The organism is Budvicia aquatica DSM 5075 = ATCC 35567 (assembly GCF_000427805.1).
In the GTDB taxonomy this organism is placed as follows: Bacteria; Pseudomonadota; Gammaproteobacteria; order Enterobacterales; family Enterobacteriaceae; genus Budvicia; species Budvicia aquatica.
The window spans coordinates 125,298-141,073 of sequence record NZ_ATYS01000010.1; the positions used below are offsets into that span (position 1 = coordinate 125,298).

The following is a 15,776-nucleotide window of genomic DNA, read 5'->3' on the forward strand; positions in this document are numbered from 1 at the left end:
GATTTATCCCTGATGAGTGTTCGTCCATATCATACCCTGACATTGCCATTAACCGAGTTTAAAGATGAGTTGATGTGATTCAAATCTCAACCTATTGCTTAAATTAGAGCAATATCACTAAATTGATATAATTTAGCTCATGTGAAGTGCGATTTTTATCGTTTGTCACCAACGCGGGGTTCCGGCCAAATAGTACAGACAATTACTATTCGATGAGGTTGCACATGGACTCACAACTCTGGGTAGTCGGTACCTTACTGACAAGCATCATTCTGATCGTCTTTACCATCGTTAAACTTAAGTTCCATCCCTTTTTAGCCCTGCTATTAGCCAGCTTTTATGTCGGCTCACTAATGGGTATGAACCCGGTTGACATGGTTAACGCCATGGAAGGCGGGATCGGCGGTACCCTTGGTTTTCTGGCCGCAGTCATCGGCTTAGGCACCATTCTCGGCAAAATGATGGAAATCTCCGGGGCCGCAGAACGCATCGGGATCACGCTACAAAAATGCCGTTGGCTATCGCCAGACGTCATTATGGTGCTGGTCGGGCTGGTTTGCGGTATTACCCTGTTTGTTGAAGTCGGGGTGGTATTACTTATTCCACTGGCTTTCTCTATTGCTAAAAAGACCAATACCTCATTACTTAAGCTGGCCATACCTCTGTGTACCGCATTAATGGCCGTTCACTGTATCGTTCCGCCCCACCCGGCAGCGCTGTACGTCACTAACGCTTTGGGTGCGGATATTGGCTCAGTGATTATCTATGGTCTGATTATCGGGCTGGGTGCCTCTCTGGTCGGTGGCCCGCTGTTTCTTAAGCTGGTCGGAAACCGCCTACCCTTTAAGCCCGTACCTGAAGAGTTTTCCGATCTAAAAGTTCGCAGAGAAGAAGATTTACCCTCGCTGGGCGCAACGCTGTTTACCGTATTACTGCCTATTGCCCTGATGCTGATTAAAACCGGCGCAGAGCTGATGAATATGGAAAAAGGCACCACGCTGTTCACCATTTTACAGTTTATCGGTAACCCGATTACCGCCATGTTTATTGCCGCCTTTGTGGCTTATTACATACTGGGTATTCGCCAGAACATGGGCATGTCGACCCTGCTAACTAAAACTGAAGACTGCTTTGCCTCCATTGCCAATATTTTGCTGATTATCGGTGCCGGCGGTGCGTTTAATGGTGTGCTAAAGGCCAGCGGCCTGGCCGACGTACTGGCCCTGATTTTGTCTAATCTGGATATGCACCCGATTTTGCTGGCATGGCTGGTTGCAATCATTCTGCACGCGGCGGTTGGTTCAGCCACCGTCGCCATGATGGGGGCAACGGCGATTGTTTCACCCATGCTGCCGATGTATCCGGGCGTTAGTCCTGAAATCATCACCTTAGCCATTGGCTCTGGCGCAATCGGCTGTACCATTGTGACTGACTCGTTATTCTGGCTGGTCAAACAGTATTGCGGCGCAACGCTGAATGAAACCTTCAAATACTACACCACCGCGACGTTTATCGCCTCGCTGGTCGCCCTGGGTGGCACATTCCTACTTTCTTATATTATTTAGTCAGAAGAGAAACGACATGAAAAATACAGACATTCAAACGCTTATTGCCGAATATCCTTTAGTGAAACAGCTGATCGATTTAGAAGAAGTTAGCTGGTTTAATCCGTCAGTCACTACTTTGGAAGCCGGTCTGCCTTATGTCGGTCTGAATGCCAGCGATGTAAAACAGGCTGAACAGCGGCTTAACCGCTTTGCGCCTTACCTGTGTAAAGCCTTCCCGGAAACGCAGGTAACGAACGGTATTATTGAGTCTCAGGTTGTGGCGATTCCGGCCATGCAAAAAACGCTGGAACAGCGTTATGGCATCGATATTACCGGTAAGATTTTACTGAAGAAAGACAGTCACTTGCCTATTTCCGGCTCCATAAAGGCGCGCGGTGGAATTTATGAAGTTCTTACCCACGCGGAAAAGCTGGCGATACAGGCCGGCTTATTAACTGAATCTGATGACTACAGCAAACTGTTCTCTGAAGAATTTAAAGCTTTCTTTGGTCAATACAGCATCGCCGTCGGTTCTACCGGTAATCTGGGTATGTCGATTGGTATCATGAGCGCCAAGCTGGGCTTTAGCGTCAGCGTTCATATGTCTGCCGATGCTCGTGAGTGGAAAAAACAAAAGCTACGCTCCCACGGCGTTAAGGTAGTTGAATATGAGCAAGATTATGGCGTTGCCGTAGAGCAGGGGCGTAAAGAGGCTGAATCTGATCCAAACTGCTTCTTTATTGATGATGAAAACTCTCAGACCCTGTTTCTTGGCTATGCCGTTGCCGGTCAGCGCCTGAAAGCTCAGTTTAGCGAAATGAAGGTAGTGGTCGATGAAAACCATCCGCTGTTTGTTTATCTGCCGTGCGGCGTAGGCGGTGGCCCCGGCGGCGTGGCCTTTGGTCTGAAGCTGGCCTTCGGCGACCACGTTCACTGTATTTTCGCTGAACCAACCCACTCCCCTTGTATGCTATTAGGCGTTCATACCAGCTTACACGATCATATCTCGGTGCAGGATATCGGCATTGATAACGTCACCGCGGCAGATGGCCTGGCGGTAGGGCGAGCTTCCGGCTTTGTTGGTCGGGCCATGGAGCGCTTGCTGGATGGTTATTACACTATCAGCGATCGGGAAATGTACGATCTGTTAGGCCTACTCAATCGGGAAGAAGGTATTCAACTGGAGCCTTCAGCTCTTGCCGGTATGCCGGGCCCTTCACGGGTAATGGCCGACGCAGAATACCTAAAACGTATGGACCTGACCCCGGAGAAAATGAGCAACTCCACCCATTTAGTCTGGGCAACCGGCGGCGGAATGGTACCGCAAGCGGAGATGGAAAAATACTTAGCCACCGCCAAAATCTGAGTGATATAAACCAACTAAAATAATCAATCCGGCACAGGTGATAAGCCTGTAAGCCGGATTGATTGAGTCTATTGTTGAAAGTCATTACACTCCAAGCAATATATCGTACAGACAAGGATAGCGAACAATGACTACAGAAAAATCGACGGGGTTAACAGACTGGGCTCGCCCTTATTATCAAGCAAGCACCGAATCTCCATTTCTGTTTTACGTCATATTTGGCGCAACGGCAGATAACTTTGCAATTTCCCGCAATAAATACCTCTGTGACGGAATTCCTGATAGCCTCGAAATTTTAGCCTATGGACCAGATAACCACCCTGAAGTTATCGATAACTTTCGCACGGCTAATTTACAGGTGCTGGAAGATGACGCCGGACTGATTGCCGAAATCGCTCGCCAAACGCACTGCGTTATTATCAAAGGCCATATTCAGAACAGCGAAAACCTGAATTACTTTAGAAATACTATCGGGCTACTGACCTTTCTGCTGGATAACGGCGGCGTGGCTATTTTTGATGCACTCAGCCTTAGCTGGTGGTCAAAATCTCGCTGGATGGCTGAAATCTTCCAACCGGCAACTCCTCAGCCGAACTCCCACGTAGTCATACTAACTTCAGCCGAAAATGATGACGCTAATACGCTTTGGTTCCATACCCGCGGGCTATTAAAGTTTGGCCGCCCCGATTTAAGCATTCACAACGTCCCGTCTCATTATCACAGCGCTGTTATCGAGATGTTTAATCGCTTTATTGGATTTCAAGCATTCGGCGGGATGATTGAACAAGGGCAGGAAATTAGAATGAACTCCCTGCCCGATAATATGTATTGTTTACATTCTGGCCATTATGATGACCCGGACTTTAACAACGTTCATATTGAAATTAAGTGGCCTGAAATATATTAACCTGGTGCATTAGCCTATGGAATCAATACACCTTTGTGGTCGTAGGTTTCATAAATATCATCCATCCCTTCTGGCTGATAAATAACAAAGGTATAGTCGGCCTTTTGGCCGTCTTTTCTTGAGGTATAAGTCCTTAGCGAATTGGCAAAGGTCGCCACTACCTTATTATCAGGGGTAATCAGTTGGTATTGGTCTTCCACCTCAACCAATGCTGTTCCACCCTGAAAATAATTAGCACTTTTATATATCAGAGGGATAACCAACTGGCCTTGCGTATTAATATAGCCATATTTCCCACCGTCTCCGTTTACCGCGGCTAATCCATTAGAGAATGGGTATATTTGGCTATAGCGACTGAGGTCGAAGTCGACTTTTTTAGCCTGGCGGTCAATATAATATTGCTGTGATTTTTTATCCGTCACCGCCATTAAACCGTCTTTACCAAAGGCGGAATCAATAGACAATTCCTTATAGGGTGATGGATTAAGTTTTGTCCCTTCAGCATCATAAATATCATAATTGATGTAGCGATAAACTTTATCATTCTCTAGAGAGTAATAATCTTCATCAGCCTTAGGCTTAGTGGTTCGCTCCGAATATCGGGTAATAATATTATCGCCATCAACGACAACATCATCAAAAACGCCGCTTAAAATTAGCTTATTATCACTCTGACGATAAACAACATAGCTTCGAGTATCGGTTTTATCATCATAATTACTACCAATATAAAAAGGTCCGTCCAGAGAGATACCTTGATACTTCAAAGGTAACAAAATCTGATGGGTATGGATATTTAACAGCCCTTTAATAAAGTTATTCGAAGGATCTTTATTAATAATAACGAATTTATCCTGTTCGATTTCGGTACTCATCATATGGAAAGGCTGTCGTTCCAACCGTTTCTCGGCCCGATTCAGTAAATAAATCTGCTCACTATTATAATCTTCGTTAGCCTTCACCGCCGAGTAATAGTCCCCGAGCCTGACATCCAAACGTTTATATTGCGGCGCAATAATCCAAACGCCCTGTTCATCAATTAAACCATATTTCTTTCCGCTGCTGTCCGTACCGGTCGTCAGACCATCAGTATACCGATCCTCCAACGGCTTTAAGCTAAAGGTATACTGATATTCTTTATTCTCCGGTTTGATAAATACCGTAACGGCAATAGCCTCACCGCTAAACTGATAGGAGGCAATAGTTTTAGGCGGGTGCGTCTTTCTTGCCGCTTCTTCTGAAGGGAAGTTATCGAGGAAAAAGGTTAACAACTGGTCTTTAGTATTAATTTTCCCGTTATCGACCTGTTCAATCGCCTGACTAAAAAAGTCATGGAGTTGATCAATATAGTAAACATCATTGGAATACGAAGATGACCCGGCAGATCGCAGCGCCTTCCCCTGTTTATCCATGGCTTCAACACGAAGAATATTGTCATAAACCTCACGCGGCATTGCCAGAGTCACTTCCGAACCGTTAATCGCCATCAGCGCTATATCATTTTGGCTGGCATTACTCTCATGGTTAAAGTAAAAGCGTTTAACCTGGCCCGGTAAGGAATAAGTCGCGGTGGCATCAATGGCTGAAATCCGCTGTACGCTATCAACGTTAAATTCACCGTCCTCAGTTTCCGTTACCGGAAGAGTGGGTGAATTATTGAAGATATGGACCCGATCAAATTTTATTTTTGGTGTCTCGCTATCAAAGAAGTCCTCATTTCCAACCTTCTGGTCTAGGTCATACTTGCGAAAGTTGGTTTGTAAATAGGAAACCTTGCCGACAATATTTTGAACAAACCCGATTGAATTAAAGTAATCCTGATACTTCACATTAGAAACATCGGCAGGAAGCGGATCAAACTGGGCTACATATTCAGGCTCGCTGCCTTCTGCTGGCTTGCCGGTTGAAAAGCGGATGGAACTAAAACGCTGCAATTTTTCCAACTCATCAAGCTGTTGTTGCAGTAATGTCTTTATCTGTGAAAGAGAGTGGTCCTTAAACTGCTGCTGAAATTCAGCCGCCATCTCTGCACGCTCAATATCGGCCAATGCGCTACCGGAGCATAGTATTCCCAGCGCCAGAAACAGGGCTTTAAACTTAAAAATAGACATTTTTGTTTTCTTACTCATATTAGTTTAGCGGCCAGGACGACAGAAAGGGGTTATTATTCGGACTATAGTGACATAATTAAAGTATCCTTGTCAGTTCGAAGATAACCGCAGTTTCAAAGTTTTTCGCATCATAATTAGTTACGTTACGCTATCATTTATCATCACTATAGAAGGTAGCTTAATCTCAAAATGAGACCAACAGGGAAGTAATAACATGGGTAGTCAGGAAAAGCCGGTCGGCAACAAACGATATATTATCGAAACCTCACTGATGGCGATCGTCGGATTGCCAATTTTAATGCAGGTTGCTGTATTTACAATCGTTCAGCTATCTTTATCAGAACTTCTGGCAAGCGCTCTTGCCTCATTAATTACCCTTCCAATAGGCTATCTTTGGGCTAAGAAAAACAACTTACCGTCCAGCTTCTTTGCACGCTATCTGCCAGTCCTAATTCCTTTAATTTATTGCTTGCTCCTCTGGAGTCTGGCGATGTTTATCGGCAAAGGCGATTTTACTCATTCGGTATTTGAATACTTCATGCTGCTGATATTCCCTTTTCTTGGTACCAGCCTTATTGCCATATTCACCGGACAACTCTGGATAACTATTCTGATGCCGCTAGTTGGCTATCTCTGTTTCGCCTTAGGCCTTGCTATCGGTACTAAAAAATTAGGAAAAAATATGAACGTGACTCGCGGACGGTTACCAGTATTAGGCCTGTGCTCAGCGTTGCTAATCCTCACCGCCTGCCAAGGGTATCAGCGTGAAACTCACTTAGTTACCGAAAACTCAGCGCTGACGGTCAATGAAACAATAAGCCTGTGGGATTACGCTCCGTTTAAGAAAGAGGGTAGCCGGCTCACTGCACTTTCCTCTCCGGCGACTATCAACATCGACAACGAATGGCCACGGGTGGACGGTGCCACTGCCGCATACCCCATCTATGCGTCGGCAGTACAGGCACTGTACCAAGGATTAGACTACAACTCGGTAGATCCTTATATTGCCAGCCGCCGTACTCCTGAAGCCTATAAAGCCCTGATCGCGGGCAAAACCGATCTCATCTTTGCCGCCCAACCTTCAGAACAACAAAAGAAGCTAGCCGCAGAAAACGGTTTAACCCTGACGATGGTTCCGTTAGCTCAGGAAGCCTTTGTCTTTATCGCGAATAAAGACAACCCGGTGAAAAACCTGTCTGTCGAGCAGATACGCGCAATCTACGCCGGGCAAATCAATAACTGGCAGGAAGTCGGCGGTGAAAATTGGGATATCATTGGCTATCAACGCCCTGAAGGCTCAGGCAGCCAGACCACCATGCTGGCGAAGGTCATGCAAGAGACTAAAATGCGTCAACCGTTGGAGTCAGAAGTAGCCGCGGGTATGGGGGGGCTTATCCGTCGGGTAGCGAATTATCAAAACACCACTAACGCACTGGGCTATTCGTTCCGCTACTACGCCAGCCAGATGAATCACAACGACCAACTGCAGTTGCTGTCAGTTAACGGCATTGCGCCCACGCCGGAAAATATCCGCAACGGCAGCTATCCGTTTAGCGTTAACGTTTACATGATCACCGCCGGTCAACCCACGCCTAATACCCAAAAACTAATGGATTGGTTCCTCAGCCCGCAAGGGCAAAAGCTGGTGGAAGATGTGGGATATGTGCCGGTGAGGCCGACTAAGTAATATTTTACTATTCAATAAGCTAGCAGACATAAAAACGGCCCATCGCGGGCCGTTTTATTACTATTCATTCTAAAAACTACAGAACCTTAGTCTGAGCCTCAGCCGCAGCCAGTGCCACCATATTAACGATACGGCGAACCGAGGCAACCGGAGTCAGAATATGAACCGGTTTAGAAACCCCCATCAGAACGGGCCCGACGGTAACACCCTCAGACGAAGAGACACGCAGCAGGTTGTAGCTGATACGCGCAGACTCCATATTCGGCATGATCAAAATATTAGCCGCACCTTTCAGGGGACTGTCCGGCATGATGTCATTGCGAATGCTTTCCACCAGCGCTGCATCACCGTGCATTTCGCCGTCAATTTCCAGCTCAGGCGCAGCCTGCTTAACCAGTTTAAGCACTTCTCGCATCTTGCGAGCGCTCGGGCTATCAGAGGTACCAAAGCTTGAGTGGGACAACAGGGCAACCTTCGGCTCAATACCAAAACGACGCACGGTTTCAGCCGCCATCAGGGTAATTTCCGTTAGCTGTTCCGGCGTAGGATCGTCATTCACATAGGTATCAGTGATAAAGGTATTACCACTTGGCAACAGAAGAGCATTCATCGCAGCGGCAACGTTGACGCCATCACGATAACCAAACACCTCTTCTACCACGCTGTAATGGTCGTGATAATTGCCGATAGTGCCACAAATCAGGCCATCCGCCTCACCGCGTTGGACCATAATAGCGCCAATCAGCGTAGGGTTGCCGATCACCGCCCGGCGGGCAGCTTCACGGGAAATCCCTTTACGTTTCATGATCTGGTAATACTCGCTCCAGTACTCATTAAAACGCGGGTCTGATTCGTTATTGACCACATCAAAATCTTTACCGATGGTCAGTTGCAGACCCAATTTTTTCAGGCGCATTTCGATCACGCTCGGGCGGCCAATCAGAATCGGGAATGCCAGACCTTGGGAAACAATATCCTGAGTGGCGTGTAATACGCGCTCTTCTTCCCCTTCTGCAAACACAATCCGTTTAGACTGGGCTTTTGCCTGAGAGAAAATCGGCTTCATAAACAGGTTAGTTTTGTAGATGAATTCCGTCAGGTGCTCAACGTAGGCATCAAAATCTTCGATAGGGCGATTGGCTACGCCGGAATCCATTGCCGCCTTAGCGACCGCCGGGGCAATCTTCACAATCAAACGCGGGTCAAAAGGCTTTGGAATAATATAGTCAGGACCAAAAGAAAGCTCCTGATCGCCATAGGCGGAAGAAACCACATCGCTCTGTTCAGCCAAGGCCAGATCGGCAATCGCTCGTACGGCAGCCAGTTTCATCTCTTCATTAATCACCGTCGCGCCCACGTCCAATGCGCCGCGGAACAAGAACGGGAAGCACAGCACGTTATTGACCTGATTTGGATAATCAGAACGGCCGGTACAAACGATCGCATCCGGACGCACCGCTTTAGCCAATGGCGGTAAAATTTCAGGTTCAGGGTTAGCCAGCGCCAAAATCAGCGGACTTGGTGCCATGGTTTTGACCATATCCTGAGTCAGAACCCCCGGGCCAGAACAGCCAAGGAAGATATCCGCATCAGAGACCACCTCGGCCAGGGTACGCTTGCCATTATCGACAATGGCATACAACGCCTTATTCTCTTCCATGTTTTCATCGCGGCCCTGATAAATAACGCCACGGGAGTCACAAACAGCAATATTCTCATGCTTCATACCAAGAGCAACCAGCAGGTTAAGGCAGGCGATTGCCGCCGCACCTGCGCCGGATACTACCAGGCGAACATCTTCCATTTGCTTTTCAACTACCCGCAGGCCGTTCAGTACGGCAGCAGCGCAGATGATCGCAGTTCCATGCTGGTCATCGTGGAACACCGGAATCTTCATACGCTTACGCAGCGCTTTTTCAATATAGAAACATTCTGGTGCTTTAATATCTTCTAAGTTAATGCCGCCAAACGTCGGTTCCAGCGAGGCAATAATATCGATCAGCTTGTCCGGATCGGTCTCATCCACTTCAATATCAAATACGTCAATACCGGCAAACTTTTTAAACAATACCCCTTTACCTTCCATCACCGGCTTACCGGCTAACGCGCCAATATTGCCTAATCCTAATACCGCCGTTCCATTAGAAATTACCGCCACTAAATTACCGCGAGCCGTATATTTATAAGAAGCCAGCGGATCGGCAGCAATCTCCAGGCAAGGGGCCGCCACGCCCGGAGAATAAGCTAAAGCCAAATCACGCTGCGTCGCTAAAGGCTTAGTTGGGGTAACTTGAATTTTTCCCGGTACGGGAAACTGATGAAAATCGAGTGCACTCTGTTTTAACTGTTCGTCCATTTATCGTGTCCTTTTCAGGGAGAAGCAAAAGCGATAGCCTGCCATAGGCATCGCTCCCAGATATGTTTGTAACCGCCAGATAGCCCGTCAAGTCGGGCTGCAAGTTCACCAGTCAGCTTATTTTTATCGAATCGTCTGATTAATGTACTTAACAACCAAACATACAGGTTTGCTATCAATCTTAACATTAATTTAATATTTGCCTATCCGCTCGGTCGGGGTTATGTGATGAGGATCCAAGTCAAATAAGGAATAGCCAACTGTCGGTTCACTCTGGTTGGGCAAATTAGCCGTTATTCTCGGGTATTTTCATCCAATAATTTTTCATCTAGCACCTACCAGACTTAGCGCCATCAACTATGCTTAATAAGAACCAGTGAAAACCGGGCTGCCCGGTAGAGACATAAAGACCCGTCATACTAACCGGTAATATTGACTAACTTTAGGGTAAGCGATATGAGTGCAAAATTTGAAATTTTTCATGGTAAAAACGGTGAGTTCTATTTTCGGTTAAAAGCAGGAAACGGTCAGATAATTCTTGGCAGTGAAGGCTATACCACCAAAGCTAATTGCCTTAATGGAATTAAGTCGGTTAAAAATCATGCCAAAGAACACCGCTACTTTGAAAAGAAAGTCACCACCAACGGTAAATTCTCTTTTAACTTAAAAGCATCAAACGGTCAGATTATTGGCACCAGCCAGACCTATACCACCGAACAGTCCAGAGATGCAGGAATTGATTCCGTAAGCCATAACGGCCCGGAAGCCGAAGTGACCGATTTAACCGCTCTCGCGGATTAGCCCGAATCAATAAGAGAGTATCTTTACACCCTGTAGTGCTTCGTCCGTTAGTCGGTTACTCGATTAACGGACCTTTTTCTATCGGGCATCATGGTTTGCCTTCAGGCTAAGAATTATTGTTCTGTTTAAACCATTGAGTAAGCCTTCCCCAGGCTTCCTTGATCATCGTCCCCATTGCTGCGCTTCGCGTTACAGGCTCTTATCCACTGTTCGCGCGACAGTTTATACAGACAATGTTTAGCCAAAGGGCTATTCACATCAACCGCAGGATGAATAAAGTGTTCCGATGAACGTCGCATCCCTAAGCGTTCCATAACCGCCTGAGAGCGGTGATTAATCAGGGCAGTAAAAGAGACAATCTCAGGCAGTTCCAACCGTTCAAAACCAACCGCCAGTGCACCCAAAGCCGCTTCTGTTGCATAACCTTGTCGCCAAAACTCAGCGGCGATTCGCCAGCCAATCTCAACGCAGGGATTAAAGGGTAAGTCCGCCGTCGGAATATGTAACCCGACAAAACCAATAAACTGGGCGTCATCCTTTCTTTCTGCAACCCAGAGCCCCCAGCCGCGTTCTGCGATCAGGGCCTGACAGCGATCGGCCATGGTATCACTGGTTTGTCGATCCATCAGGGCAGGAAAAAACTCCATCACCTTTGGGTCAGCACTCATCTTAGCAAATGGCTGACGATCGGACGGTAGCCACTGGCGTAATCTCAAACGGGCGGTATCAAACTCTATCGGCTGACTCATAATGCTGACCTTTTGATTGGCTAAACCATGGTATAGGCTTTTTCCAGACTACCTTCATCGTCGTCATCATCTTGGCTGCCGGGTTTGTTTTCTCCCGGCTCTCTGATAACAATAACCTGATGTTCTGGTTCATCAGGTTGCAAAATGATATCAGGCTCTGATTCTGTCACTTCAGCCTCAGCGGCGTCAATTTCAGGTTCTTCGATAACTTCCGGCGCCGGCATGCTTTCCTGAATCATTTGCTCATCAAAGCTTGGGTTAAGGGCCGGTGATAACGGTGAACTCATTAGGCTATCCGGCATAGCAATATGTGGTAGCGGGGCATCGTCCACAAACTGCTCTTCGTCTTTCTTCACCGTACGGCTCAGGGACATCATCATCACCCCGCACAGCGCAAAGAAAGCATACAGAATATTACCGCCCAACGGCTGCATCAGCGCGCCGACAATCAGCGGGCCGATACTGGCTCCAACGCCAAACGACATCAATAAGCAGGCCGCTAATGACACCCGACGCTCCGGTTCAATCATATCATTGGCTAAAGCGACCACTAACGGATAAAGGGTAAATTGCAGCATGCCGACCACAAAACCAATACCGAGTAACAGGTGAAACTCAATCTGGGGCAAAATAGCCAGCGGCAGCGCCGCCAGCGCCAATAACAGGGCATTAATACGCATCAGTAGCGTACGGTTATATTTGTCCGACAGCCAGCTTAACGGCAACTGGGCTACCAGCCCGGCAAAAATCGAAACGGCCATAAACAGACCGGTTTGCTGAGTAGAAAGCGATTGCAGGCTGGAGTAAACCGGAGCCAAACCATAGAACGACCCAACCACCATGCCAACCACTAAGGTTGAAGCCAGAATCTTAGGAATCGAACCAATAAAGAACTTCAGCTCCATCGGTGCCGGAGAGATTTGCTGAGCATGGCTGCGGGTAGTCAGGGCAATAGGCACCAGGCAAAGTGAAAAGCACAGGGCAATAATCAGCAGCGAGCTTAGGCCTAAGTCCGGCTGCAACATCAGTACCATCTGGCCCAGCGCCATTCCAAGATAGGACGCTGCCATATAAAAGCCAAACACCACGCCACGCTGATTAGGCTCAGCCTGATCGTTAAACCAGCTTTCGAGCACCATGTACTGACACATCATACACAGGCCGATAATCAGCCTCAGACCAACCCACACGGGAATAAATTCGGTTAATCCGTGCATCAGCACTGCGGCAGTAATAATACCGGCACAGGAGACATAAGCCCGAATATGGCCTACCCGGGCGATTAAAAAATGACCAATCTTACCACCGATAACTAAGCCAATGTAGTTAGCTGCGGTAATCGCACCGATCAAAGCACCGCTAACGTTAACGGAAGCCAGACGAAGAGAGATATAGGTGGTAAGAAGGCCTGAACCTAACAACATGATCATCGTTGTGGTATACAGCGGAAAAAATACGCCAAGTGCTTTTTTCACGACACCATCCTGATTTTATCTGTTGAAGTAGCAATGTTGTTAATAGTAACAAAAAAACCGGCATATTGGGTGAATATGCCGGTTTTTGTCGGGATTGATAAGTAAATGTGATGAACTTCGCCTATCTCAACGGCGTCACTCACATAAACTAACCCATGACTAATACGCTGATGCTATTTCTTCTTATCAGCCAGATCGATCTCTTCAAAATTAAAGGAGCCATCAGGCATAACCTTCACGCCGGACAGATTATTATTGTGCACATACAGCACTTTTTCAGTCACTAAAAATGCCCAAGGAGCATCGGCCCAAACCTGATCCTGAACGGCCTTATAGATTTTGGCTTTGGCTTCTCGGTCGGTAGTTTGCAGCGCCTTTTTAAGATCCTCATCAACCAGCGGATTACTGTAGTACGCGGTATTGAACTGCTTAGGTGGCCATGCCTGAGTCGATACCAACGGCGTCAAGGCAAAATCCGGCTCCATTGTCGATGCCGACCAGCCCACGTAATACATGCGTACTTCTGCTTTTTTAGCATCCGGCACGCTTTCAACTAATGCCACCCGTTGCCCGGCCTCCAGCGCTCGCACGTTAACTTTAATTCCAACCTGCCCTAGCTGCTGCTGTACAGACTGAATCACTTTTTGCGCCGTAATATGGTTAAATGCTGACCACAACGTGGTTTCAAAGCCGTCCGGGTAACCGGCCTCTTTCAGCAACTCTTTGGCTTTAGCCGGATCGTAGGGCCATTGACCATAGCTCTGTGAAAACTCAATACCCTTAGGTAAAACACCTTCAGCCGGAACCGCATAGCCGGAGAAAGCCACCTTAATCAGCGCATCTTTATTAATCGCGTAGTTAATCGCCTGTCTGACCCGAACATCATCAAATGGCTTTTGCTGAGTATTAAAGCTGATATAACGCTGAATAATCGACGGACCGCTGACCAACGTCAGGTTCTTATCATTCTCCAGCAGCTTGGCCTGCTCATAAGGAATAGTATAAGCAAACTGGGCTTCGCCGGTTTGCATCACCGCCGCCCGAGTATTGTTATCAACAATCGGTCGCCAGGTAATGGTATCGACCTTTGGCAGGCCCTTTTTCCAGTAACCGTCAAACTTCTTCACTTTCAGGCTATCTGTCGGGTTCCAGTTCACATACTCAAACGGACCGGTACCCACCGGATGGAAACCGATCTCCTTGCCATATTGCTTAATTGCCGCCGGAGAAATCATGACGGCTGAAGGGTGAGCCAGCGTGTTAACAAATGCTGAATAAGGCTGATTAAGCGTAAGTCTCACTTCATCCGGCGCAATCACTTCCGTTTTAACGATCCGATTAAACAGATTAAAGCGTTTGAGGTGGTTATCCGGGTTGGTGACCCGATCAAAGTTAACTTTCACCGCATCGGCATTAAAGTCGGTACCATCGTGAAACTTAATATTTTTCTTGAGCTTAATGGTATATATCAGCCCATCATCGCTAACGGTATAGCTATCGGCCAAGACGTTAACCAGTTTGGCATCGGCATCAAAACCAAATAATCCCTGATAAAACGATTTAGACACCGCTTGAGAAAGGGTATCGTTGGCATCATAAGGATCTAAGGTTGTGAAAGTAGAATAGACGGCAATAACCGCGTCTTTATCAGCGAAAGCATTGGCGCTGAATCCCATCACCGCGGAAAGCCCCAAGGCCAGCGTACTTCTTCGTATTGTTGTGCTCAAAAATGTCATCCTATCCCCCTGCGTAGAATAGATTTATTTATCAATATGTTAATTATTATGTTGTGTCAGACTTTTATCATAAGAACACATAAAGATTAGTAACAGATCTGAGGATTAAACAGAAATACAAAAAAAATATGAGATATAGCCAAAATAATTCGAGTTGCATCGCGACGGCAAGTAAGCGAGTCCCGATGAGCTTACTCAGGTAAGTGATTATTAGGCCCATTAATGGGCCTAACCCCTTCGGGGCCGCTGCCAGCAGCGTTCAAATCTACTTACAGCAGATTTGTCGGGTGAGTAAACGCAGCCAACAAAGATGCAGCTTGAAGTATGACGGGTATAGAGGTTAATTAAATAAGGTGAAGTAATCATTGTAGATACGCGATGAGAGTCTGCCATCGATATAACTTAATCCTCCATCCTGTTTTAGCAGAAGATCGTCGTCATAACCATACCGCACTTCGGTATCGACACTATTTAAAAAAACCAACGGGGGCAATATTAGGCCCCCGTTCGTCAACGTTATCAGTATTCAGATCAAATATTATTGATACAGAGCCTGTTGCTGAGCCAGATTTTGCTGAATATCACGATCTATATTAGCAACCCAGCGATTATAGTCACTCGGGACTCGATCCATGCTCACAGTTAAGTTCTTACTGCCAACATATTCAATCGTGTATTTAGATGAAGTGTAAGGAATACGAATATCAACGTAGCTTTGGCGAGTGATCAGTTTTCCGGTAATAACACCATCACGTACTTGCTTCATCTCCCAGCCCTGACCGGTGCCCGCATCAACAATCGCTTTTTCAATCTGTGCCGGGGTAAAGCTACCGTTGATATCCGACGTTTTATTACGGGCCGGTACGTTTCCGCTACAGCCAACAATAAACATCACTGCAATAACACCGATAAATAGCGCTTTTAAACTTCTCATAGATTTATGCTCTCCATTTTAACTAACCGGGAAAAATACCGTTTATCTTCCCACATTCCATAAAATTACCGCCAGATAATACCCTAATATTTGATCGGTTAGCTAAC

General features: G+C 46.8%; 11 protein-coding genes. 5 read left to right on the forward strand and 6 right to left on the reverse strand.

Annotated features, from left to right (window positions below; genetic code table 11):
- Positions 1-224 precede the first annotated feature (224 nt).
- The 3 genes from dsdX to YWE_RS0106560 all read left to right on the forward strand — a co-directional run bounded on the left by dsdX (position 225) and on the right by YWE_RS0106560 (position 3,820).
- On the forward strand, positions 225-1,565 hold the full coding sequence (dsdX, locus tag YWE_RS0106550; protein ID WP_029093804.1) for a D-serine transporter DsdX: 1,341 nt from the start codon (positions 225-227) through the stop codon (positions 1,563-1,565).
- Positions 1,566-1,581: 16 nt separating this feature from the next.
- Positions 1,582-2,913: a D-serine ammonia-lyase gene (gene dsdA, locus YWE_RS0106555; RefSeq protein WP_029093805.1), complete on the forward strand. Its 1,332-nt coding sequence runs from the start codon at positions 1,582-1,584 to the stop codon at positions 2,911-2,913.
- 127 nt (positions 2,914-3,040) lie between these two features.
- Positions 3,041-3,820: a hypothetical protein gene (locus YWE_RS0106560; protein ID WP_029093806.1), complete on the forward strand. Its 780-nt coding sequence runs from the start codon at positions 3,041-3,043 to the stop codon at positions 3,818-3,820.
- Positions 3,821-3,834: 14 nt separating this feature from the next.
- Here YWE_RS0106560 and YWE_RS0106565 read toward each other — a convergent pair whose 3' ends face one another.
- A complete protein-coding gene (locus tag YWE_RS0106565) occupies positions 3,835-5,931 on the reverse strand; it encodes a WG repeat-containing protein (protein WP_029093807.1) in 2,097 nt (698 codons plus the stop codon).
- A 214-nt stretch (positions 5,932-6,145) separates the two neighbouring features.
- Here YWE_RS0106565 and YWE_RS0106570 point away from each other — a divergent pair, with 214 nt between their 5' ends.
- Positions 6,146-7,618, forward strand: a complete 1,473-nt coding sequence (locus YWE_RS0106570) for a PstS family phosphate ABC transporter substrate-binding protein (protein WP_029093808.1) — start codon at positions 6,146-6,148, stop codon at positions 7,616-7,618.
- Positions 7,619-7,694: 76 nt separating this feature from the next.
- Here the strand turns inward: YWE_RS0106570 and maeB are convergent, their stop codons facing one another.
- Positions 7,695-9,974 carry an NADP-dependent oxaloacetate-decarboxylating malate dehydrogenase gene (gene maeB / locus YWE_RS0106575; protein ID WP_029093809.1) on the reverse strand — a complete coding sequence of 760 codons (2,280 nt, stop codon included), beginning with the start codon at positions 9,972-9,974 and terminating at the stop codon, positions 7,695-7,697.
- Between the two features lie 456 nt (positions 9,975-10,430).
- Here maeB and YWE_RS0106580 point away from each other — a divergent pair, with 456 nt between their 5' ends.
- A complete protein-coding gene (locus tag YWE_RS0106580) occupies positions 10,431-10,775 on the forward strand; it encodes a YegP family protein (RefSeq protein WP_029093810.1) in 345 nt (114 codons plus the stop codon).
- A gap of 125 nt (positions 10,776-10,900) precedes the next feature.
- Here the strand turns inward: YWE_RS0106580 and YWE_RS26800 are convergent, their stop codons facing one another.
- The 4 genes from YWE_RS26800 to YWE_RS0106600 form a co-directional block, all read right to left on the reverse strand.
- On the reverse strand, positions 10,901-11,524 hold the full coding sequence (locus YWE_RS26800; protein ID WP_051323229.1) for a GNAT family N-acetyltransferase: 624 nt from the start codon (positions 11,522-11,524) through the stop codon (positions 10,901-10,903).
- 20 nt (positions 11,525-11,544) lie between these two features.
- Positions 11,545-12,999, reverse strand: coding sequence for an MFS transporter (locus YWE_RS26805; protein WP_071605837.1), 1,455 nt, complete (start codon positions 12,997-12,999; stop codon positions 11,545-11,547).
- A 173-nt stretch (positions 13,000-13,172) separates the two neighbouring features.
- Entirely contained in the window at positions 13,173-14,735 is a 1,563-nt protein-coding gene (gene gsiB / locus YWE_RS0106595) for a glutathione ABC transporter substrate-binding protein GsiB (protein ID WP_036015311.1), read from the reverse strand.
- 538 nt (positions 14,736-15,273) lie between these two features.
- Positions 15,274-15,669, reverse strand: a complete 396-nt coding sequence (locus tag YWE_RS0106600) for a hypothetical protein (RefSeq protein ID WP_029093812.1) — start codon at positions 15,667-15,669, stop codon at positions 15,274-15,276.
- Positions 15,670-15,776 lie beyond the last annotated feature (107 nt).

What these genes read in the sequence shown, in the direction of transcription:
- maeB (WP_029093809.1), bottom strand. Translation starts at nt 9,974, where the DNA reads ATGGACGAACAGTTAAAACAGAGTGCACTCGATTTTCATCAGTTTCCC.
- YWE_RS0106560 (WP_029093806.1), top strand. Translation starts at nt 3,041, where the DNA reads ATGACTACAGAAAAATCGACGGGGTTAACAGACTGGGCTCGCCCTTAT.
- YWE_RS0106600 (WP_029093812.1), bottom strand. Translation starts at nt 15,669, where the DNA reads ATGAGAAGTTTAAAAGCGCTATTTATCGGTGTTATTGCAGTGATGTTT.
- YWE_RS26800 (WP_051323229.1), bottom strand. Translation starts at nt 11,524, where the DNA reads ATGAGTCAGCCGATAGAGTTTGATACCGCCCGTTTGAGATTACGCCAG.
- YWE_RS0106570 (WP_029093808.1), top strand. Translation starts at nt 6,146, where the DNA reads ATGGGTAGTCAGGAAAAGCCGGTCGGCAACAAACGATATATTATCGAA.
- YWE_RS0106565 (WP_029093807.1), bottom strand. Translation starts at nt 5,931, where the DNA reads ATGTCTATTTTTAAGTTTAAAGCCCTGTTTCTGGCGCTGGGAATACTA.
- gsiB (WP_036015311.1), bottom strand. Translation starts at nt 14,735, where the DNA reads ATGACATTTTTGAGCACAACAATACGAAGAAGTACGCTGGCCTTGGGG.
- dsdX (WP_029093804.1), top strand. Translation starts at nt 225, where the DNA reads ATGGACTCACAACTCTGGGTAGTCGGTACCTTACTGACAAGCATCATT.
- dsdA (WP_029093805.1), top strand. Translation starts at nt 1,582, where the DNA reads ATGAAAAATACAGACATTCAAACGCTTATTGCCGAATATCCTTTAGTG.
- YWE_RS0106580 (WP_029093810.1), top strand. Translation starts at nt 10,431, where the DNA reads ATGAGTGCAAAATTTGAAATTTTTCATGGTAAAAACGGTGAGTTCTAT.